Annotated in this window: 20 protein-coding genes and 1 other annotated feature (1 of these 21 cut by a window edge); of the genes, 4 read left to right on the forward strand and 16 right to left on the reverse strand. The window is 36.9% G+C overall.

Annotation, left to right across the window (positions count from 1 at the left end):
• Positions 1-93: 93 nt before the first annotated feature.
• From F823_RS0100445 to F823_RS0100490, 10 genes are all read right to left on the reverse strand, one after another.
• Positions 94-1,737 carry a DEAD/DEAH box helicase gene (locus F823_RS0100445; protein ID WP_002845095.1) on the reverse strand — a complete coding sequence of 548 codons (1,644 nt, stop codon included), beginning with the start codon at positions 1,735-1,737 and terminating at the stop codon, positions 94-96.
• Between the two features lie 226 nt (positions 1,738-1,963).
• A complete protein-coding gene (locus F823_RS0100450; protein ID WP_002845406.1) occupies positions 1,964-2,974 on the reverse strand; it encodes a D-2-hydroxyacid dehydrogenase in 1,011 nt (336 codons plus the stop codon).
• Positions 2,975-3,054: 80 nt separating this feature from the next.
• Positions 3,055-4,068 carry an electron transfer flavoprotein subunit alpha/FixB family protein gene (locus F823_RS0100455; RefSeq protein WP_002843234.1) on the reverse strand — a complete coding sequence of 338 codons (1,014 nt, stop codon included), beginning with the start codon at positions 4,066-4,068 and terminating at the stop codon, positions 3,055-3,057.
• A 22-nt stretch (positions 4,069-4,090) separates the two neighbouring features.
• Complete coding sequence (gene etfB, locus F823_RS0100460) at positions 4,091-4,876, reverse strand: electron transfer flavoprotein subunit beta (RefSeq protein ID WP_019595238.1); 786 nt, start codon at positions 4,874-4,876, stop codon at positions 4,091-4,093.
• Positions 4,877-4,891: 15 nt separating this feature from the next.
• On the reverse strand, positions 4,892-6,034 hold the full coding sequence (gene acdB, locus F823_RS0100465) for a putative isocaproyl-CoA dehydrogenase AcdB (RefSeq protein WP_019595239.1): 1,143 nt from the start codon (positions 6,032-6,034) through the stop codon (positions 4,892-4,894).
• Positions 6,035-6,057: 23 nt separating this feature from the next.
• On the reverse strand, positions 6,058-7,179 hold the full coding sequence (locus tag F823_RS0100470) for a 2-hydroxyacyl-CoA dehydratase subunit D (RefSeq protein ID WP_002845409.1): 1,122 nt from the start codon (positions 7,177-7,179) through the stop codon (positions 6,058-6,060).
• Positions 7,179-8,411 carry a (R)-2-hydroxyisocaproyl-CoA dehydratase subunit alpha gene (gene hadB / locus F823_RS0100475; RefSeq protein ID WP_002843284.1) on the reverse strand — a complete coding sequence of 411 codons (1,233 nt, stop codon included), beginning with the start codon at positions 8,409-8,411 and terminating at the stop codon, positions 7,179-7,181. The genes F823_RS0100470 and hadB overlap by 1 nt, the downstream gene beginning before the upstream one ends.
• Before the next feature lie 108 nt (positions 8,412-8,519).
• Positions 8,520-9,731 (reverse strand): CaiB/BaiF CoA transferase family protein, encoded by a 1,212-nt coding sequence (locus F823_RS0100480; protein WP_002843229.1) that lies wholly within the window; start codon positions 9,729-9,731, stop codon positions 8,520-8,522.
• A 594-nt stretch (positions 9,732-10,325) separates the two neighbouring features.
• Positions 10,326-11,495 (reverse strand): YkvI family membrane protein, encoded by a 1,170-nt coding sequence (locus F823_RS10455; RefSeq protein WP_019595240.1) that lies wholly within the window; start codon positions 11,493-11,495, stop codon positions 10,326-10,328.
• Between the two features lie 112 nt (positions 11,496-11,607).
• Positions 11,608-13,320, reverse strand: a complete 1,713-nt coding sequence (locus tag F823_RS0100490) for a sigma-54 interaction domain-containing protein (protein WP_019595241.1) — start codon at positions 13,318-13,320, stop codon at positions 11,608-11,610.
• Positions 13,321-13,574: 254 nt separating this feature from the next.
• Here F823_RS0100490 and F823_RS11110 point away from each other — a divergent pair, with 254 nt between their 5' ends.
• Positions 13,575-13,724, forward strand: coding sequence for a hypothetical protein (locus F823_RS11110; protein ID WP_002843245.1), 150 nt, complete (start codon positions 13,575-13,577; stop codon positions 13,722-13,724).
• 90 nt (positions 13,725-13,814) lie between these two features.
• On the opposite strand, the gene F823_RS0100500 is transcribed toward F823_RS11110, so the two are convergent.
• From F823_RS0100500 to F823_RS0100510, 3 genes are read right to left on the reverse strand one after another with little or no spacing between them, the layout of a single operon-like run.
• Positions 13,815-14,717, reverse strand: coding sequence for a patatin-like phospholipase family protein (locus tag F823_RS0100500; protein ID WP_002845415.1), 903 nt, complete (start codon positions 14,715-14,717; stop codon positions 13,815-13,817).
• Between the two features lie 17 nt (positions 14,718-14,734).
• Positions 14,735-15,916 carry a tRNA uracil 4-sulfurtransferase ThiI gene (thiI, locus tag F823_RS0100505; RefSeq protein WP_002845416.1) on the reverse strand — a complete coding sequence of 394 codons (1,182 nt, stop codon included), beginning with the start codon at positions 15,914-15,916 and terminating at the stop codon, positions 14,735-14,737.
• A 27-nt stretch (positions 15,917-15,943) separates the two neighbouring features.
• Positions 15,944-17,107, reverse strand: coding sequence for a cysteine desulfurase family protein (locus F823_RS0100510; RefSeq protein WP_002843225.1), 1,164 nt, complete (start codon positions 17,105-17,107; stop codon positions 15,944-15,946).
• Between the two features lie 219 nt (positions 17,108-17,326).
• On the opposite strand from F823_RS0100510, the gene F823_RS0100515 reads away from it, so the two are divergent.
• From F823_RS0100515 to F823_RS0100525, 3 genes are all read left to right on the forward strand, one after another.
• Complete coding sequence (locus F823_RS0100515; protein WP_002845417.1) at positions 17,327-18,280, forward strand: AEC family transporter; 954 nt, start codon at positions 17,327-17,329, stop codon at positions 18,278-18,280.
• Positions 18,281-18,393: 113 nt separating this feature from the next.
• Complete coding sequence (locus tag F823_RS0100520; protein ID WP_002845418.1) at positions 18,394-18,900, forward strand: PH domain-containing protein; 507 nt, start codon at positions 18,394-18,396, stop codon at positions 18,898-18,900.
• The gene (locus F823_RS0100525; protein ID WP_002845419.1) at positions 18,901-20,463 is read left to right on the forward strand and encodes a PH domain-containing protein; all 1,563 of its coding nucleotides are present in this window, start codon (positions 18,901-18,903) and stop codon (positions 20,461-20,463) included.
• A gap of 176 nt (positions 20,464-20,639) precedes the next feature.
• Here the strand turns inward: F823_RS0100525 and F823_RS0100530 are convergent, their stop codons facing one another.
• The 3 genes from F823_RS0100530 to F823_RS0100540 are packed head-to-tail and all read right to left on the reverse strand — an operon-like array spanning position 20,640 to position 22,941.
• Positions 20,640-21,380: an amino acid ABC transporter ATP-binding protein gene (locus F823_RS0100530; protein ID WP_002845420.1), complete on the reverse strand. Its 741-nt coding sequence runs from the start codon at positions 21,378-21,380 to the stop codon at positions 20,640-20,642.
• An 8-nt stretch (positions 21,381-21,388) separates the two neighbouring features.
• A complete protein-coding gene (locus F823_RS0100535; RefSeq protein ID WP_002843292.1) occupies positions 21,389-22,054 on the reverse strand; it encodes an amino acid ABC transporter permease in 666 nt (221 codons plus the stop codon).
• 41 nt (positions 22,055-22,095) lie between these two features.
• Complete coding sequence (locus F823_RS0100540) at positions 22,096-22,941, reverse strand: transporter substrate-binding domain-containing protein (RefSeq protein WP_002845421.1); 846 nt, start codon at positions 22,939-22,941, stop codon at positions 22,096-22,098.
• 158 nt (positions 22,942-23,099) lie between these two features.
• Positions 23,100-23,296: a binding site (T-box leader), on the reverse strand; it runs 6 nt beyond the window's last position.

Here is a 23,296-nt window from a genome sequence, read left to right on the forward strand (position 1 = left end):
AAATTGTCATATGCTAGCATTCAAATAATAGAACATAAAAAACAGTACCGGGTTTCCAGTACTGTTAATTTTAATATTTACTTTTAATAGAATCTACTTGCTAAAACGTCTTCTCTTGTTCACATTAGCTCTTTCTATATTCAGCTTGTTGCCCCTTATTTTTCTAGACTTCATCTTTTCAATTACCATCTTAGCCTTATTCTGGTCAACATCTACAAATGTGTACTTGTCATAGATATCTATCGTTCCTATATACTTAGAGTTAATACCTGTTTCACCAGCTATAGCACCTAGTATATCCTTGGCCTGAATCTTTTGGTTTCTACCAACGTTTAAGAATAACCTAGTCATATTTTCATCATTTCTTCTATGTCCACCGTTTCTTCCACCATTCCTGTTTCTTCTTGAATCATAGTAAGATTCTTCCTTTATCTCTTCCTTTTCATCTGCACCCAAGCTATTTTTTAGCATAGCAGCACATATGTCTATTAGAGAGTAGTCTTCTTCATTCAAGAAATCTTCAACCCACTGTAGCTGTTTTGAGAAATTGCCTTCTTCTAGTGTTTCTTTAATATCTGAGAAGAACTGACCAATCTTTTTCTGCTCTACATCATTAACTGTAGGTATTGAATGCTTCATAACCTTAGACTTTGTATATCTTTCAATATCCTTTAGCTTTCTCATCTCTCTACCGAAAACAAATGAGAATGCTATACCATCCCTACCAGCTCTACCAGTTCTTCCGATTCTATGTACATAGTATTCTTCGTCCTGTGGTAGCTCGTAGTTAATTACACATTCGACATCATCAACGTCAATACCTCTTGCTGCTACATCTGTGGCAACTAGGATATCTATTGTTCCATGCCTGAACTTGTCCATTACTATATCTCTTTGTACCTGCTTTAGGTCTCCGTGTAGTGAGTCTGCACCATAACCCCTAGCCTGTAGGTCAGAAACTAGTTCATCAGCTCCCTTTTTAGTATTTGTAAATACTACTGTAAGCTTTGGATTGTAAACATCTATCAGCCTTGTAAGTACTTCTAGCTTGTTTGACTTCCTAGTTTCGATATAGAACTGCTTGATATTGTTTACTGTAAGTTCTTTTCTAACTACCTTTATATGAACTGGCTCCTTTTGGTATTTCTGAGTTAGTTCAAGTATAGCCTTAGGCATAGTAGCCGAGAATAAACTTGTCTGTCTTTCTTGTGGTGTTGAGCTTAGGATAGTTTCAATATCTTCCCTAAAGCCCATATCCAACATTTCGTCTGCCTCGTCCATTACGACCATCTTTACTGTAGATGGCTTAAGAGTTTTTCTGTTAATATGGTCTATTACTCTACCAGGAGTACCTATTATTACCTGTACTCCGCCCTTTAATGCTTTAATCTGTCTATCTATTGGTTGTCCACCGTATATTGGAAGAGTCTTAACACCATGTAGGTATTTTGCTAACTTCCTCACCTCTTCTGACACCTGTATAGCTAGTTCTCTAGTAGGGCATAACACTATCGCCTGTAATCTCTTGTCGCTTGGATCTATCTTTTCCAACAGCGGTATAGAAAATGCTGCTGTCTTTCCTGTACCAGTCTGCGCCTGACCTATTACATCATATCCCTCTAGCACTACTGGTATCGCTTTTGCCTGAATTGGTGACGGTTGTTCGTATCCTAAATCTGCAATCGCTCTTGTTATTTCTTCTTTTACTGCCAATTCGTTAAAATTTGTTATTTCCATTCAAACTTCCTTTCCTACGTACTAACATACGCTTATTCATTATACATCTTATTATGCCAATATGCAAACACTTTCGCTAGGGAAATCCTTGTCATCTGAGAAATATTATAAAATAAAAAGAGCCTCCGACACTAAAGTGTCAAAAGCCCCTTTTATTTATGCAATCTATGATTTTCTCTACTATAGATAAGTTTTTAAAAGTACAAACTCTAAGCCTATTTTTGACTTATAAAGCCATACAGTTCATGCAGTTTTGAATACTACCTGTCTCTATAGTATTCTTTATGTTGTCACATGAAGTTGAAACCAAGTTATCTACTGCAGTTTCAGTGAAGAAAGCAAAATGACCAGTAAGCACAACATTGTCCATCTTCATTAGTTTTTCTACAACAGTACCCTCAATTTTACAAGGATCTATCTTTTGGTTGACATACATAGTCTCGCATTCAAGAACATCAAGGCCTGCCCCAAATAATTTGCCACTCTCAAGAGCCTCTATTACATCCTCTACATTTACAAGACCGCCCCTGCCTGTGTTTACAAGTATGGAGTTATCCTTCATATGAGCTATTCTTTCTTTATTTATTATATGGTGTGTATCCTCTGTCAAAGGAAGATGAAGTGAAACTATGTCGGCTTCATTCAATAATTCTTCAACTGTATCCCTGTATTCAAGAATGTCTTTTGCACCTTCTTCGTCTCTAAAGGCATCATAACCAATAACATTGGCACCTAGTCCCTTAAATAGAGCCGCAGCTGTAAGACCTATCTTTCCTGTTCCTACTATACCAACTTTACAATTTCTGATTTCCCTTGAGATAAGATCTTTATTCCAAGTAAAGTCCCCCTTTTTATGGGCAGACCTTATATGTCCAACATTCCTCAATAACTGCATTGCATGAGTAACGGCAAGTTCCGCTATTGCGTTAGGTGAATATCTTGGAACATTTGTTATAGCTACACCGTATTCTCTTGCAAGATCCAATTCAAACATATCCACACCAGCAGTTCTAGAAGATATTTGAGAAACCCCGTACTCCTTTAACTTCTTAAAGATTTCCTCGTCTTTCACAGGTATAACCTGCTGTGTTGTAACACCATCAAAACCCTTTGCCAATTCAACAGACTCATTTGTAAGAAGTCCTTTTTCTATAACTACCTCAACGTTATTTCTCTTAGCCCAATTTTTAAAGGCTTTCTCCTCATAAGGCTGAACGTGATATGCTAAAATTCTCATACTAACCCTCCTATATTGTTTGCAACTACTCTATGCTTTTTATAAATTATCATCAAAAAATACTATATACTGTATCTATACTATTTTGCAACACTGTCTATAGCTTCAATTATTTCTGGGATAACCTTGTATAAGTCTCCTACTATACCATAATCTGCAACATTAAATATCGGTGCATCTGCATCCTTATTTATAGCGACAATTATGTCTGAATCTTTCATACCAGCCAAATGCTGTATAGCTCCTGATATACCACAAGCTATATATACGTTAGGTTTTACTGTAACACCAGTCTGTCCCACCTGGTGGCTTCTGTCTATCCAACCAGCATCAACTGCAGCTCTTGAAGAACCGACTACTCCACCAAGCTTGTCAGCTAACTGCTTAATAAGTTCAAATCCATCTGGAGTTCCTAGCCCCTTACCAGCAGATACTATTATATTGGCATCTGTTAGAGATACTTTTTCATGGGCTGATTTTACTATTTCTAAAACCTTAGTTCTGATATCAGATTCCTTAAGGTCTATATTTAACTTTACAACCTCACCAGTTCTAGTTTCATCCTTTAGAGCCTTGTCCATAACTCCAGGTCTAACTGTTGACATCTGTGGTCTGTTGTCTGGGCATATTATTGTAGCCATTATATTACCACCAAATGCAGGTCTTGTCTGCTTGATCTTACCATCTTCTTCGTCTATTTCTAGCTTAGTACAGTCTGCCGTAAGACCTGTATTTAATCTAGATGCTATTCTAGGTGCAAGGTCTCTTCCTATATTAGTAGCACCGACAAGTACTATCTCTGGTTTTATTTGACCTATAGCATCAACTATAACCTTTGTATATCCATCAGTTGTATAATTCTCCAATAATTCGTCATCAGCTAGGTATACCTTTTCTGCTCCGTAAGAAATCAATTCCTGAGCCAGATTTTCTACATCCTTACCTAGTAGTATAGCATTAAGCTTTATACCCTTAACATCAGCTAGCTTTCTACCTTCTCCTAGTAGTTCTATTACCACTGGAGTGATTTTTCCCTGTCTCTGTTCGGCAAAAACCCATATATCTTTGTACTGTGTAATATCTACTCTATCCATAATAATCTTCTCCTAATACCTACTATATAATGTGTGCCTTCTTGAATTCGCTTACTAGTCTAGCAGCTACTTCCTTATCAGAACCCCGTAAAATTTCACCCTGACCCTTTACTTCTGGTGTAAATGACCTAAACACTCTTGTTGGAGAAGCCTTTAGACCAACCTGTTCTGGAGTAATATCAACATCATTTATTGAAAATACCGGTATTTCCTTCTTATAGGCATCAAAAATCTTATCTATGTACATGTGTCTCGGTTCATTAAGTTCCTTAACTGCTGTAAGAAGTACTGGCATTGGAGCTTCGATTATTTCGTATCCATCTTCTAACTGTCTTTGTACTTTTACCTTGTCGCCAACTATTTCCATACCCTCAACGTATGTAACCTGAGGTATGTCTAGTTTTTCTGATATCTGTGGTCCAACCTGAGCTGTATCACCGTCTATTGCCTGTCTACCAGCAAATATGATGTCGTATTCACCTATTTTCCTGATAGCTGAAGCTATAGCATTAGATGTTGCCCATGTATCTGAACCACCAAATGCCCTATCACTTACAAGAACTGCTTCATCAGCACCCATAGCTAGGCATTCTCTTAGCATAACATCTGCCTGAGGAGGTCCCATAGAAACCACTGTTATATGGACATCTTCCATCTTGTCCTTTATAGCTAGAGCCTGTTCTAGTGCATTGGCATCATCTGGGTTTAATATACTTGGAACACCTTCTCTTATTAATGTGTTAGTTTTCTTGTCTATCTTAACTTCTGTCGTATCTGGAACTTGCTTTACGCATACAATAATCTTCAAAATTCACACCACCCTCTATTTTAATAGTTTTCCTGCTATTACTATCTGCTGTACCTGAGAAGTACCTTCATATATTGAAAGTATTCTAGCATCACGGTAAATTCTTTCTATTCTGTAGTCCTTAACGTATCCGTAACCACCATGTAACTGTAAAGCCTTGTAAGCTACTTCATTTGCTACTTCAGCAGCGTAGAACTTGGCCATAGAAGATGCAATCGCTGGAGACTGACCGTCGTCCTTTAACTGAGCTGCCTGATAAACTAATAGTCTTGCAGCTTCAACCTTTGTAGCCATATCTGCTATTGTAAACTGAGTGTTCTGGAAAGCTGATAGAGGCTTACCAAACTGAACTCTTTCTTTTGTATATTTGATAGCTTCGTCAAGTGCACTCTGAGCAACACCAACAGCCTGAGCAGCAACACCTATTCTACCAGCTTCAAGTGTATTCATCATTACTACGAAACCTTTACCTTCTTTACCAAGTAGGTTATCCTTTGGTACCTTAACATTTTCGAATATAAGGTCAGAAGTTCTTGTACCCCTGATACCCATCTTGTCTTCATGAGCTCCGTGAGAGAAACCTTCCCAACCAGCTTCAACTATGAAAGTAGATATCCCCTTTGTTCCCTTGCCTTTTTCAGTAACAGCTGTTACTATAGCAAAGTCACAGAATGGAGCATTTGTTATCCAGCACTTTCTACCATTTAGGATATAGTGGTCTCCATCAAGAACTGCAGTAGTAGCTGTTGCACCAGCATCTGAACCAGCTCCTGGTTCTGTAAGACCAAATGCACCAACCTTAGTACCTTCAGCAAGTGGCTTTAGGTATTTTTCCTTCTGTTCCTTTGTACCAAAGTTTATAAGTGGTAGGGCAACTAGTGAAGCACCAGCTGTTAAATAAGTACCAGAAGATGCATCTGCTCTAGATAATTCTTCCATTATTATTGCATAAGATACATAGTCTGCACCTGCACCAGAGAATTCTCTTGGAACTATTGGGCAAATAAATTTGTATTTAGCTAACTTATCAAGGAATTCCTTAGGCATTTCAAGACCTTCTCTATCCATCTTTTCAGCTAAATCAGTATTGTATAACTCTCGTTCACAAAAATCTTTTATAGATTTTCTCACCAATTCGTGCTCTTTTTTAAATATCATTTTTTACCTCCGACTAAATTTTTTTACGCTAATATTTCAGCAAAAGTTTGGATTCTTGTTCTTAACTGCTCTATACTAGTTGTTCCCTGTTCTATTTCTATTAAAAGATGTGGTAGACCATCTTCTTCCATATCCTTTTTGAAAATTGGATAGTCATACTCTTCTGGATCACAGAACTTCATAAGTGCATAAATTGCACCATCTGCGCCTAATCTCTTAGCATCTTCAAGGACCATCTTACCTCTTAATTTCTGAGGATCATAGGCAAGTGAACATCCTTCGATTTCAGCCCATAGTTTAGCCAATCTTTCAAGTGCATCGCCACCTTCTGGTACAAGTGTTCTAAACTGTCTTGTTTCCTGGGCAATATTGTCATAAACTACAGCTATATTATTGCTTTCAAGAACTTCTAAAATTCCCTTGTCATCTAATATTATTCCTGAAGTTATTATCTTCTTGCCCTTGAAGTCTTCTTTTGGCATAGCCTTTAGTTCCTTAATCAATTCCTTAACTAGATCAGTATGATCTTCCTTTTTCATAAAGCATCCACTTCTTATAACGGCATTTCTCATATAAGGAGTGATTGTATTTAGATAGTTAGGAACTAACTCAACAAACTCCTTCATTACACGTCTGTGTTCGTTGTATATTTCTATACTCTTTATAATTGATTCCTCACTTATTTCATGACCAACTAATTCCTCTAGCTTAGTCTTTACATTCTTGAATTCAGACTTAAGAAAATCTACACCAGCCTGTATCTTTCTTGACTGTGGATATGTCAGACATATCATAGGAATCTTTGTACCAGACTTCCATACCTGAGTCATGGCGTTTAGTGTATCACACATACCCGGTATGATAACAGCTGATAGTTCATCGTAACTTCCCTTTAAACCATATTCCAAAGTTGACTGCATTATTGAGCAACAGAAAGCTGGGAAGTACTGCTTAGCCTTTTCTATAGTAGTGTTTCCACCCCATATAGCCATTGGAACTAGGCCTGCAGCGTGCACTATCTCTTCAGGTGTATAAACTGGAAGACATCCAACTACCTTATCACCCTGAGTTACATATCCCTTTAACAATTCCTTAGGATTATTTGATGCATGTTCTAATTTTTCTAGTATATCCTTAACAGCCATTACTGAGCGCCTCCTTTGTTCTTTATTTCTTCCATAACTTCTACAAGACCTTCCACTCTTGTTTCAAACTGTGCCTGTGCAAAGTTTCTTGGGTCGGCCTGGTCACCATCAAAGCCCGCATACGGAAGTCCTGTTTTTTCAGCTACTCTTCTTTGCATTTCGTACTGAACAAAAGACATTATCTTACAAGATCTATTCATGTGATAAAGTGCTCCATGACAGTTACCATCCTTTAGAGCGTTTACTCTATAGTCAACCATCTTCTCAATGTTTACATTATTGAACATTGAACTATAGGCCCTAGCCATTCCATCTAGGTCATTTGCTTCGTAACAAAGTGCCCAAGCATGAGGATAAACTGAACCAGTCATGTTGATACCCTTTTTAGCTAGTGACTTCATCTTGAATCCTATTGATGGCCAGCAAGGTATGCCTTCCATCATGATTCTGTACTTCTCTTCACCCCTAAATGATGTAGCTCCAGTTTTAGCATTTTCTTCAAGCTCTGTAATCAGCAATTTGAAGGCTTCTGTAGTTTCCTTTTTACCTCTAGCTGCAACTATTGCCGCCATGTAGTTAAATAGGTCAAATCCATTCATTGGAGATGGGAAGTTTCCTTCTGGAAGACTCATTGAATACTTCCATAACTTACCGTTTTCAGAAGATATCTTCATTACTTCTTCGAGTTTCTTAGGGTCGAACTTCTTTCCAGAAATCTTTTCGAATTGCTTTATAGCCTCATCGAACTGCCCTCTCATATACTTAACTCTTTCTTCACTTATTTCGTCATCAAAGTTATAAGGTGTTTCTATCATTATAAGTGGTATATTTAGTTCTCTAGATATATTTTCATACCATTTAACAACCTCTCCACATATGTTGTTACAGCAACATAGAAAATCTGGTTCTGGCATTGGTAGAGCATCTGAGTGACCCTTTATCAAAACACCAAAGTTTGTTCTAGCATATGCACATAGGTCATTTGAATATCCCTGAGCCTCAGATAATTCACAAAGTTCAAGAGATTCTCTCTTGGCTGCAACACCCGCTGCGTGGTTTTCTGGATATAATAACTGTAGGTCAAATGCTTCTGCCAATTCCTGAGGGAAAACAGAAGTAGCCCAACCTATTGGCTTTCCTGCTTCTTTATCTTTAAATGCATTGTCATACTGTGCTTGTAGTAAGTCAGCTATGGCTGTTTTTGCGTCCTTTTTTACTTCATTTGCTTCCACTTTAATACCTCCATATCTACTAAGATAGTAGGTTCCAGGTGGGGCGACACCTGGTCTACTTTCTATATAATAATCTTAACTATTATTACGTACCGATTCTTTTATATATTAAAGAATTACCTTCTTTTCCTTTAACTCCTCTAATTCAGCATCACCTATACCAGCTTCAGCTAGAACTTCTTTAGTGTGTTCACCAAGCTTTGGTGCCCTAACATATTCTGGCTTTGGAGCCTCTGTAAACATTACTGGAGTGTTGAATATAACGCCTTCGTGTCCACTCTCGAAAGTATGTCTGTGTAGGTACCCATTTTCCCAACACTGAGGATCTTCAAGCACTTCTTCAGTTGTAGCAAGTTTTTCGTAAGGGATTCCTGCGCTCTGAAGTCTATCACACCATTCATCAACCGGTCTCTTTGCAAATTCAACTTCCATCATTTCAACGAACTCTTCAACATAGTTAACAGCACTTCTTAGAGTTGAATACTTAGTATCCTTTAGGTCTGGTCTTTCGATTACTTCATCACAGAATTTAGGGAACCACTTGTCATACTGGAAGAATGCTATCTGAATCCATCTGTCATCAGAACACTTGAATGTAGTGTTTAGTGGGTTTGGTGGGTTCTTTCTAGATATTGGCATTCTATATCCGTAATGAGCTGCAGATACCATGATACCCATACCAAATACTGCTGTGTGGAATAGAGAAACAGTAACTCTTTCGCCCTTGCCTGTTTCTTTTCTCTTGTAAAGAGCTGCTGCTACACCACCTGCTAGACCAAGACCCGCATAATGGTCACCAAGACCTGCAACTGGGTTGGCTGGAGAAGTTCCCTTTTCCATTAGAGATGCTGCTACACCACCTCTTGCATAGTAAGCTGTATAGTCGAATGCTGGGTTATCCTTAGCAGGACCCTTTTCCCCATATCCTAGTAAGTGAGCATATATGATATGTGGAGCTCTCTTCTTTACTTCTTCGTAGTTTAGGCCAGACTTGTCTAGGGCCTTCTGCCTAGTGTTAGTTAAGAAAACATCTGCGTTTTCAAGTAACTTATATATAATTTCTACACCTTCCTTAGTGTTAGTGTCGATTACGATATCTTTTTTACCTGCGTTCTCTATTTCAAACATCGGGTTTTCATCTTCTTTAGCTGGGAAGCACCACTGGATACCAACAATTCTCATTGAATCTCCAAAGCTTGGCTCAATCTTGATTACTTCAGCACCCCAATCTGCTAGTATTCTACCACATACTGGAGCAGCAACAAAGTTTGCATACTCGATAACTCTTATGCCTTCTAATGGCAAACCTTTCTTTGACATAACTCTACCTCCTAGTGTTATTTAGTAATTTATCAGAAGTTCCTCTTCCTGCCTTATATATAGCAAGAAGCATGCCACCTTTTATATTTTTGTTATTTTTTTATTTATAAAATCTCCTAATAGACTAAAATTTACTGATAATTGTTTACAAAATTTATATATGAAAACTAGCATTTAAAAGGCTTGTAGTACACAAGTATATCAATTCTATATAGGTATATAATCCCCCTATATATGAGTCAAACTTATACAAATATTTTTTTAATACGCCTATATTCGACTTTAAATATGATAAATAGTTTATTTTTATATTTATTTATCAGCTTTAGCCAAGTATTTTTTTGCATTTTGCAAAATTGCTTTATTAATCAAGAACTAAAAAAAGTGATGCTCTTACTCTAATAAAAGCACCACTTTTAATAAAATCACTACTTATCACTTGATAATTATATGATTATTTCTATAAAACCTGTTTATTATTGTTATAAAAATATCTTTTGCATTATGCAAATTTTTGCTTTTTGCAAATTAATTTGTGAGCTCAAACTATATCTGATTTCATGCAAATAATTTTTATAAATTTGATCCAACTAGTTATTCCCTATTTTCTTCAGATCCAGTCCATACATGGTTAGGATGTTCTTTTTTAAACTTTCTGTTCTTATAAACACCAATGGTCAAAAATGGTATTACAATCGATACTATACCCAGATAACCACAATATCCATAGCCATACTTAACTATATTGCTAAGCCCTGTTAGAGAAATTAGCATAGCTATTATCATTATTGCAACCGCTGTAAAGGCCCTTCTCTTAGTTCTAGACTTTAAAAACATCAATTTCTCGTAGTCTTCAAACCTATTTACAAGCCCAAAGATACAAGTTACTCCTGTAGACATCAAACATAGGAAAAGAGATACTTGATAGGCAACAGCTATAAAGTCATTTCCAGTATGTTTAGCAACATAAAGAGTTGGAAGTGTCAACTGACCAGCCTGGCTAAAATCCTTGAACCAACCAAGCAACATAGTTACAGCAAGGGCTAGGGCTATGGCATTCATGAAAAATGATAGGACCATAGCCTTTGTTGCTTCTTTTTCATTCTTTAGCAGTTCCCTAGATGAAACAGCTAAAGATGGTATTACAACAGATTGGAAACCTGCATATGTAAATATAAGCACAAATGGCTTTAGCTTGCTGCCTCCCCAAAATTCATAATTTGATAGAATCCTTGATATTTCAGGAGTTTTCAACCTGATGCCAGTTACAAATATCAATAAACAACAAATCATTATCACAATAGACATAATACCTGCAGCACTTGATACTACGACCGCACCATAGATAGTCAAGAACAATAGGACTAAACCCACTATAAGTACCGATACTATATATGGGATGCCCATTGTTTGAAAAACAGCTGAAGCACCTGCTATTACTGCACCAACTGCTATTATAACCATTAGATAATAGTATATCTCCCACACAATTTCTAATTTTGTATAGGGTCTCCATAATTCGTGAAATAATTCCTTATAGTTCTTACATTTGAAGTTGTTATACATTACAATGGCCTCTCTCATAGTGGCCGTCAAAAGCAACATAGCAAGTACTGCAGTTAAGGGTGCTGTCCACCCAAACTGAACATAGTACTGGGTTTCTTGATTACCCGTAGCAAAACCACCGCCTGCATGAGAACCAAATAATACCGCTGCTACACCAAATATTGCAGCCAAAGATCCAATTTTACCTTTCTTTTTCATTCTACTACTCCTCCTTTTTTTAATATGTAATAGTATATAACTATACATTCTAAGGAATAGCAGAAAATATGCCAAATAATCTATAGATTTTTGATTATTTGACATATCCATTTTATAAGTTTATATATCCGCTCTTTATTTTTCTGTAAACCGTAGAAGGGTTTATACCAAGAGACTTTGCCGCCTTTGTTATATTACCGTATTTTTTTACTGCCCTTCTAAGTAACTCTTCCTCTACAATCCTATGGGCCTCATCTATATTTTTTATATTCCTAAGCACTATTGAATCATCGCATATATCAGTTAAGCCATCTCCAATATGATTATGTGGGTCTTCTATAGTCGTATATCCATCTTCTGGTTTTCTGTCGTCTGCCTCTTCATACCCAAGATGGTCAATACTACCCAAAGTCATAACCCTATCTAATTGGTCCTTGTAGATTTTTTCATGTGGAGATAGGATAACCAATCTTTCAATTACATTCCTAAGCTCTCTGATATTTCCCTCCCAAGGATTTTCCATCAATATATTTTTTGCCTCATCTGTAAGTATTATCCTCCTGCTGTACCTCTCATTGAAGTACTCAATATAAAAGTCACTTATCTCCAGTATATCCTCTTTTCTCTCCCTAAGGGGTGGTATAACTATTGGAATTACACTAAGTCTATAGTAGAGGTCCTTCCTGAAAATTTTCGGGTCTCTTAGTTCAGCCTGAGTCTTGTTGGTAGCACAAATATACCTTACATCCACTTTTTTAGGCTTTATGGATCCAATTCTCATAATTGAGTTTTCCTGTATTACCCTGAGAAGTTTTTTTTGGGTCTCAAGTGGCAACTCACCAATCTCATCAAGAAATACCGTACCCCCATCTGCAGATTCAATAAGACCAATTTTTCCATCTTTTTTAGCTCCCGTGAAGGCTCCCTTTTCATAACCAAACAACTCAGACTCTATAAGCTCACTAGGAATGGAAGCACAGTTTATGGCTACAAAGTTTTTATCTCTTCTTTTGGACTGGTTACAGACAGTGTTTGCTATTATCTCCTTACCTACGCCTGATTCCCCCATTATAAATACTGGTGTATCAGAGGGGGCTATCCTAGCTATTATAGATTTTATTTTGTCTATTTCATGGCTCTTACTAATATATTCTGTCACCTCTATTTTTTTAGATGACCCTTTTTTTGCTATATTCAGAAGTCTTGAAACATCTCTGCCTGTCAGAATACCTCCCCTGAATGTAGAATCTTTGTCTATGATAGGTATTGCTGTATATGAAATCACCCTCCCATCTGGATATACAATTTCCCTATATACCTTTTCTTTTTTTTCTATCATTTCTATGATGATAGGGTTTTCCACCAAATCCATGCCGACTAATTCATTTATATTTTTTCTGAGTACATCTTTCCTTTTGAAAGGTAGAAGCTCATCACATATAGCATTCATCTTTCTCAGGGTACCATTTTCATCAAACAAGACAACAATTTCGTCAATATGCTCTATAACATTTGATATAAGATCATCAAGTATCAGCAATCTATTAAAAATATATAGATAGTATTTTTCTCCATCTGAAGATACTATCTTGTGTTCCCTACCAATTAAGTTAGTATCTTTAATCCTAACCCCCTTAGTGCCTCTTACATTAGACTCCCTCATCTCTAGTTCAACCTTACTAAGATCTCCACCTGTGGCTATATTCAAGACTTCATATACCTGATCGAACTGCTTGTTCTTTGATATTAGGTTTCTCTTCTTGTCAAAAATGATAGCTGGATTATCTATGTTTCTTATTATCTTTTCCAACATCTGCAGGTTCATAATCTAGCCTCCGATTCGCTTAATTTTCATCTTTTATATTATTATTTATTTTAACTAGTGTCAACAAAATATTTTGTCTAGTTTAGGATTTTGGCACTTGAATTTATTCTCTAATTGTATTATCATTTCTTGTATACAGTTATATTATCAAGAATTTATGTATTTATATTATTAATCTTCAACTATACATCTATATTTTCACATTGAGTTGAAGCTATTTAATATATAAATTTTATATGTGAACAGGAGACTATATGAGCAAATACTTAGACAAAAAAAATGAAGAGAAAGAAGTGGCAAGACATATGAAAAAAATAAGAGGTCTTAATACTCTTATGATAATAATTGTAATCTGTCTAGTACTTTTATTTGGACTAGTTTACCTCTCCAAATATTTTATGTAAAGAAAAAGAGTAGTCAGCGCAAATCCTTAAATCAAGATATGCCACAATGACTACTCTATATTTTTTATATTATTAAACTCTTATATGTTTCTAGTCCTCGACATAGTCACTCAAAAAATTCTTCCACTTGTCTATATCTCTTTTGCCCATGTCTAGGGCCATTTCATAGATAGCTTCAAGTTTTTCCCTATCCAACTCCCTATTTTTTATGGGCATAATATCTGGATATACAACATAGGCTTTCCCTTCTTCTTCAAGCTTTTCAACCATGTCACACTGCTTGTTATATATATCAGGCCTTGCTATTATAGCCTCTGCAACATTAGGAAATTTCTTGAAGTATGTCCTCGTCATTTTAGGGTGTTTTACTTGTGGTTTTCTATAACCCCTCTCTTGAGTCCTAACAATAAAGAACTTGTCAAAACCATCTTCAATAGCTATATCTATAGGTATTCCACCTGTAAGACCACCATCGTAGTAAACTTTATCATCTATCTTTGTGTATGGCATTACTATCGGTAGGGAAGATGACGCCCTTACTATCTTTGTAAGATCTGATAGGCTGGACACATCATCTCTTGAAAAGTTCTTAGCCCTTCCTGTCTTTACATCATAGGCTACAATCCTATAAAAGGCTGGATTTGAAGAGAAGTCTTCATAATTTAAAGGTAGACTACCACCGGGATAGGCTGTATGCTCATATACATACTCGGCATTAAAAAATCCCTTCCCCTTTATAAAGTAAGACCATCCTGCAAACTGTGGATCATCTACAATACCTACAAAACTATCCTTAGTCCTCTTAGGGTCCCTTGTCATATAGTTTACTAAGGTTGATGTACCCGCTGATATACCGGCTATATAGTCAAAAAATAAGTTATTTTCTACCAAACTATTGGCAATGCCCGACGAAAAAGCACACCTCATACCTCCGCCCTCAAATATAAGGGCTACTTTTTTTATGTTGTTCTTCTTTAAGGCTTTATCTGCCATGGTTTCACCTTCTTTATCTATTCAAATGATATAGTTTCCATAACTGAATTTTCTATTGCTGATTTTATTAGTCCTTCAACATCCAACTTAGTCTCTGATTTTTCTATTCTCTCAAGTCTTGGCTTAGTGACTGGCTTTTTAGGTGAGAATAGTGAACAGCAGTCTGCTTCAGGTATAATAGATGTCTCATAAGTTCCAATATCTTCTGCAATCTTTATAATATCTATCTTGTCCATTGCTATTAGCGGTCTAAATACAGGCATAGTTACAGATGCATTAGTACAATATAATCCCTGCATAGTCTGAGATGCAACCTGACCTATAGACTCACCTGTTACAAGGGCAGTACAGTACCTTGATTCACCTATTTGCTGGGCTATTCTCATCATAAATCTTCTAGATAGGATTGTAGTCTCTTCTTCATTACAATTTTCTGCTATTGCCTTTTGTATATCTAGAGTGTTTACCATATGTAGCTTGATAGGTCCACAGTACTTTGATAGGATCCTAGCTAGGTCCCTAACCTTCTCCTGAGACCTTTCATTTGTGAAAGGATACGAATGGAAATGAACTGCCTCTATATCCACTCCTCTTTTGGCTACCATCCATGAAGATACAGGTGAGTCTATACCACCTGATAGAAGGCACATAGCCTTGCCATTTGTTCCAAGAGGAAGACCACCGTAACCAGCAACAGAATCTGCATAGACTAGGGTATGCTCATTTCTATACTCGCAAGTTATAGTTATCTGAGGATTTCTAACATCTACCTTTACAGACTTGTTATCTAGGTTTGACAGTACAAAGCCACCTATATCTATAGACATCTCCTGAGAAGTAAACTTAAAAGACTTGTCCCCCCTCTTTGATGCTATCTTGAATGTTTCAATATTTCCTTTTTCTACTTTTTCCTTTAATAATTCAAGGGCTGTCTCCTTTAAGACATCATAGTCCTTCTCTCTTTTTATAGCAGGACAAACTCCCACAACTCCAAATACCTTTCTTACCTCGTCCATAGCCTTTAGGTAGTTGGTATCATCTACATCTATATATATTCTTCCGTACTCCTTATATACATGAAATTCACCTATAGACTTTAACATATTTCTGATATTTCTTATAAGCTTGTTTTCAAATAGGTACCTATTCTTGCCCTTTACACCTATCTCACCGTATTTTGCTATTAATATATTGTACATTTATTCTCCTTTTCTCATATTATAATATTACCTTCTTCTATTTCTTCCTGATAGGAGCCTTATTGTTTCTACATAATTCTTTAATTTTTCAACTGCATAGTCTATCTCTTCCTTGCTAGTCTCATAACATAAACTAAATCTCACTGTCCCATCTATATATTCTGAATCTAGACCTATGGCATTTAGGACATGAGACCCCTTTTTCTTGGATGAACAAGCAGACCCTGTAGATACACATATATCATCTTCCTCTAGGTAGTGAAGTAACACCTCACCCTTTACCCCCTTGAAAGACACGCTCAAGATGTGACATACTCCTTTTTCAAGGTCTGAATTTAGCCTTATATCCTTGATATTAGCCTCTATTTGTGAATATAAGTAGTCACGCATAGACTTCATCTTGTCTATCTTAGAGTCCAAATCGTCAAATAATATCTCTACGGCCTTGCCTAGACCATATATACCAGGCACATTTTCAGTTCCAGGTCTCATATTTGACTCCTGACCACCACCCCTTATAAGTGGATAAAACTTGTTCAGGTCCCTAATATACATAAATCCGACTCCCTTAGGACCATGTATCTTGTGGGCACTAACACTCATAAAATCTATATCAATATCTGACAACTTGTAGTTTATCTTTCCATAGGCCTGGACAGCATCAACATGGAAGTATATATCAGGGTCTATAGACTTGATAAGTCTCGCTATTTCCTCTACAGGCTCTACTACTCCTATCTCATTATTTACATACATAATACTGACAAGACAAGTCCTATCATTTATGCTTGCCCTTAATTCGTCGAGGTTGATCCTACCACTTTGGTCAACTCCTAGTCTTGTAACTTCAAATCCCTCTTCCTCTAGGGCTGCTATTGTATTCAAAACAGCCGGATGCTCAATCTGGCTTGTTATGATATGATTTCTTCTCTTTTTATTGAGCTTGGCAACACTGTTTATGATTGCATTGTTTGACTCAGTGCCTCCTGATGTAAATACTATATGTTTGTCCTCTACACCTAGGCTCCTAGCTATATTCTGTCTAATACTCTTTATCTTCTTTTCAACCGTAAAACCATTCCTATAGGCAGCCGACGGATTATAATAGTCCTCTGTAAGGGCCAATACCATCTCTTCGACAACTTCCTTATATGGCTTTGTAGTTGCACTATTGTCTAAATAAGCCTTCATTTTATCACTCCTTTTAACACTTTATTATATCATATATATATGTATATTAGGTAGACCAACTTATCTTTTATCTAGTTCTATCCAACTTGTATGCCTATTTTATGTGTGCTATACTAAAAAGTAGTTTTATTAGTTAAATCCATAAATATAGAGATGGATTTATTCTTTACATAATAATTATTTTACTATAAACTATATATTAAATAATGAGGTGATATCTTGGAAAATTTTATATTTGCCCTAAACGCAACAATACCTGTTTTTATAGTTATAATATCAGGTAAATTATTTATAAAGTTGGGAATTATTGACGAGAAGTGGACGAGTGTTTCAGACAAGCTGGCCTTCTACGTATGTCTGCCGCTTGTACTTATGGTCGATATAGCTACTATAAAGGTCAAATTTGCAGACAATGTCAAATTTATAGTTTTTTGCTTTTTGGTAACTCTTGCAATGTTCTTTATAATGTGGATCTTGTCAGCTGCCTTTGTTAAAGACAAGACCATGGTAGGATCCTTTACGCAGGGTTCTGTCAGGGGTAGTGCTGCTATTTTGGGTATGCCCTTCGCCCTAAATATATACGGTAACTCTGGCATGGTGCCTATGATGATACTCGCCTCTGTTCCTATATTCAATGCATTTTCAGTTGTTATACTGACTGTTTCTGCAAACAAGTACAATGGAGGTCAAAAAAAGGCTCTCAACCTAAAAACTATCTTAAAATCTATAATCAAAAATCCACTTATTATAGGTATAATGGTAGGATTTCTTGTATGTCTACTAAATATAGACCTACCGCCAATAGTTCTTAAACCAGTCAAAACAATAGGGGCTGCAGGTGTTCCCCTAATGCTAATATCTCTAGGTGCCAATTTCAAGATGACTGATATAAAATCCAGGCTCATACCAGCTGCTATGGCAAGCCTAATCAAGCTAGTCTTGTTGCCACTTGCCTTTATACCACTAGCAGTATACCTAGGTTTCAGGGGACCTAGCCTTATAGCAATCCTAATTATGCTAGGAGCACCATCAGCAATATCTGGATATGTAATGGCAAAGGAGATGGACAATGACCACATACTTATGTCCAATATAGTTGTCTTGACTACCCTATTCTCATCAGTTACATTTACCCTATGGATATTCGCCCTAAAATCCCTAAACCTGCTTTAGTATATAGCAAGAATATCTACCTCAGTATATAGCTTATGAGTATATAGCTCAGTATAGAACTCAAAAGTATATAGCTCAAGTCAAATTCAAATAATAAAACTCAGGAGGACCAAATGGAGCAAAGCTACAAAAAGTTAAACCCCAAGGCAAAAATAGCTATGGTATTGTCATCAATACAGATCAGCCTGATAGTTGCACTAATACTAATAGTCATAAGAACCATAGTACATCTTTTTGAAATAACAAGGCCAATACATAGGTCTTTGGACCTAGTGTTTTTACTAATACTTGCCATACCAGTTCTTAAAATACTACTCTCTCCAACAATCGGCTACAAGAGACATGCCTATAGGATCAGTGACCTTAGCGTAGACAAGATAACTGGAATTATAAATATAGAGAGACAGGTAGTACCCATAAGGCGTATGCAGCAGATAAACATAGAATCTGATTGGATAAATAGGCTCTTTGGTCTAGCTGATATACATATAGTAACTGCTGGAGGAGATATGGTTCTTGAATATATAGAGTTAGAAGAGGCCTTAGAAATAGCCGATAACTTAAAAAATATCATCCATGAAATAGCCCTTATCCAGGCACAAAACAAGGAGGATGAGTAAATGGCAGATAAAAAAGTTTATCGTTACAGCCCCCTTTATATACCCATATCAATCCTAAGGGATGTAGGCGGTCTCTTATTTAGCTACCTCTTGATTCTGTACTTTTCAAAAGACTGGACCATGTCTTTTATACACGAGACTCTAAGAGACTTTAAAAGCGGAGACTTCTCTACAAAGATTTCCATGATTATTATATTGATAGTAGCAGCACAACCCTTGATTGTAGCCATCCTACTAACCTACAAGACCCTAAAATGGAAAAATACTAGGCTAATACTTGAAAAAACTAGTATCAAGTCTGAGTACAAGGGACTCTTAAAAAAGGAATCCAAGGAAGTACCCCTATCTCATATATCCAACGTCAACCTAAACTCTGGCATACTATATATGATCTGTGGCCTAAAGGACGTAAAAATAGACATCAATTCATCTGAAACAGCCATGACAGAAGATTATTCTATAACGATGAAAAAATCTGATGCCATGGACTTAAAGAACAGAATCAAAAACTACAACCTTGGACTTGTAAATTCTCCGCTAGAAAATATTGAAACTGATAAAATAGAATCGGCATCCAAGACTTGCATAAGCTCCGAAAATACAAGCTTTGACTACAAGTTCAGTATCAACCAGGTGATTAGACACGTCTTACTTTCAGCCGGACCATTTACAATCATCATGTTTTGCTCCGGTATTGTATCTAGTCTAAATAACAAGGATGGACTACTATTTATATCCATATTGATTATTATAAAGGACTTTATAACAGGTCTAAATGATTTTTATGGCCTGAGGGTAGTAGCTGACTCTGAAAATATCCATATATCCCATGGTCTTACAGAGGTCAAGTCCTTTGATATAGCTAGAAAAAACATAATATCTGTATCCACAAGGCAAGACCTTGTCGCTAGGTTACTTGGATTTAAGTGCATCAGCATCGATGTAATAGGTATGGGCAATATGTCAGGAGAGGGAAACCTAGTCAGCCTCTATATGAAAAATAACCAGCTAGAAAAATTTGCTAGTGATGCTGGCCTAGTGATAGACTACATAGACACGGAAAAAAGCAACTCTAAAGAGACCACAAAAACTAAAGATACAACAATCTTTAAGGACAAGCCAAGGGAAGCCTATATAGAAAAGCCGCTTGATATAATCTACAGATACAAACTTACGAGAAATATCTTGTTGCTACCCTTGGTTTTAGCGATTGTATACCTTATAAACCCAAACCCTATAGTCCTATTCTTATCTGTAATAGGAGCCTTTATCCTAGTAGCTGTGGAGGCAATAGTATCTACCAACATGACCAATGTATATATGTCACCAAAAAAATTGGTCATAATCAGGGGCATAATGTCAAAATCTACAGAGATAATCCCCTATACGAGGATAGATATGGTGGAAAAGAAACAAAATATCTTCCAGAAACGTCTAAAACTAGCGTCCCTAAATGTATATATGAGGGACCACAAGACGGGAAAAACAGTAGAATCAACCGGACTATACAGGGAAGATACCTTTGATAGTCTAATAGACTACTATGTGAACGGAGAAAAATAAAAATATACAAATGACCATCCTTTCAGATTATGATAGGATGGTCATTTTAGCTTTATATAAATATCATCAAATAAATGGCATCTAAAAGACCATTAACATAACTAAAATAGTAACATTAATGGTCTTCTAGGATTATAAGGATTTTATATTTTAGTGATGGAAAACCACTCTAGCTGCTATATCAATACCTTGGCAAAGAATTCTTTTGTCCTGTCTGTCTTAGGAGATTCAAATACCTCTGCTGGTGTACCATCCTCAACAATTACACCGCCATCTACAAATATTACCCTGTCTGCTACTTCCTTGGCAAAGCCCATCTCATGGGTAACTATGGCCATTGTCATACCTTCTTGGGCAAGCTCCTTGATTACATCAAGAACTTCCTTTACCATCTCTGGGTCTAGGGCTGATGTGGGCTCGTCAAACAGCATCATATCCGGCTCCATAGCAAGGGCCCTAGCTATTGCTATACGCTGCTGCTGGCCACCTGATAACTGGGCTGGATAGGCATCCTTCTTGTCTATCAGGCCTACCCTCTTTAGTAGCTCTACTGCCTTTTTCTCCGCCTCTTCCTTGGATTTGCCCTTGACCTTCATAGGCGCTAGGGTGATATTGTCCATTATAGTCTTGTTTGGGAATAGGTTGAAGTTCTGGAATACCATACCTATTTTTTCCCTAGTCTTGTCTATACCCTTGCCTGATGTTATAGGCTGGCCTTCAAATATTATCTGACCACCTGTAGGCTCTTCAAGTAGGTTCATACACCTTAGTACAGTAGACTTACCAGAACCTGATGGTCCAACTATTACCAGGATGTCTCCCTTATCTATTTCTAGGTCAATCCCCTTGATAACATCTAGGTTACCAAATGATTTTTTAAGATTTTTTAATTCCAATAGTACTTCTTTTTCATTCATAGCTCTTCCTACCTTTCTGTTGACATCTTCTTTTCTAGTAGACCTACTAGCTTTGATAGCGTAAATGTAATTACAAAATATACCACCGCAGCAAATATATATGGTCCAAAGAAGTCACCAGTTGAATTCTTCACTGATGATGCAAAGAAAGTAAGGTCTGTAATACCAACTACAGACACTATAGCTGACTCCTTGATTAGTGATATAAACTCATTTGCTAGGGCTGGCAGTATGTTTTTCACTGCCTGAGGTACTATTACATACCTCATTGCCTGCCAGTAATTAAGTCCTAGAGATCGGCTGGCTTCCATCTGTCCCTTATTGACAGCCTGGATACCAGAACGCATAATCTCTGCTACATAGGCACCTGAGTTTAGGGTAAGGGCAAATACACCCGCTGTAAACTCTTCTGGTAGACCAAACAAGCTTGGGAAATTAACCCCTAGTGATGGTAGTCCAAAATATATTATAGCTAGCTGAATCATAAGTGGCGTATCCCTTATGACTTCAATATATATACTAGCTATAATGCTAGCTACTTTTGAATTAGATATCTTTCCTATACATGCTATCAATCCTACAAAGAAACCCAAGAACAGGGCCAAGAATGACAGTCCTATTGTTATGCCAGTCCCTGATAGGAAGGAACTGTAGTAATTAACTAAAAAATCCATTATAATCTCCTAACTTATACTTTAAATCAATTTTATATTTCTTATTTCTTATCCTGCTTACCAACTAATTCAACTGCATCTGCAAGAATCTTGTCGTATTCACCTGAAGCATTAAGGTCCTTGATTACCTTGTTCATCAACTCTATTAGGTCCTTGTTGTCTCCCTTTTTAACTGCTATAGCCATGGCTTCTTCTTCACCAGCGCTTGTCATCTTTATGTCTTTTACTATCTCAACACCATCGTACTTAGTGGCGTTGATGCCTGCTACCTTGTCATTTAGAACTATAGCATCTACATTACCATTCTTTAAGTCCATAACTAGGTCTGGTACTGCTGTTAGGCCCTTATAACCTGTAACCTTCAATGTATCCTTTATATATGTTTCCTGAGTAGACCCTTTCTGAACACCAAGCTTTGCCTTCTTTAGGTCATCTTCTGTCTTGTACTTGCCAGCGTCTCCCTTTTTAACTATCACACCATTTTTACCCTGGAAGTATATATCTGAGAAGTCTATGTTTTTCTTACGTTCTTCTGTTGGTGACATACCTGTTATAACCACATCTACCTTGCCTGACTGAAGGGCTGGTATTAAGGCATCAAAGTCTATTGTCTTTATCTCAAGCTCTACGCCCATTTTTTCTGCCAACTTCTTAGCAAGTTCTATATCTGCTCCTACTACATTTCCCTTACCACCTTCTGACACCAAAAATTCAAATGGTGGGTAGTCTGGTGATGTACCAAGTACTAATTTCTTATTTGCCTGTATCTTGGCAAGGGCTGTCTGTGATGAGTTTGCTCCTGCATCCTTCTTACCACATGCTACCATTCCTAATGCCATTACTGCTACTAATCCTAATGCTGCTAATTTCTTTAATCCCTTTTTCATAATCCTTATCTCCTTATAATATAAAATAAAAAAAGCCCCTTGGTCACTATGACCAAGAGACGAATATACCGCGTTACCACTCTTGTTGACAGTAAATGAAATAACACGTCTAGTAAATTCCGGACTATACTAAAAAAGTCCCTTAATCCCCTGGGGGATTAAGAGACGAATACACCGCGTTACCACTCTAATTGACATTTGACTGTCCACTCAAACCCTTAAGGCGGGAAACCTATTGGAATACTAAATTCCTCCAATAACCTCAGAAGCTCTCTTCACTCAAAATCCAATATCGGGCTCACACCAAAACCCCAACTCGCTGTAAATTCATCTAAACTACTCTCTCCGTCATCGG

Source organism: Peptostreptococcus anaerobius VPI 4330 = DSM 2949, from assembly GCF_000381525.1.
Classification (GTDB): domain Bacteria; phylum Bacillota; class Clostridia; order Peptostreptococcales; family Peptostreptococcaceae; genus Peptostreptococcus; species Peptostreptococcus anaerobius.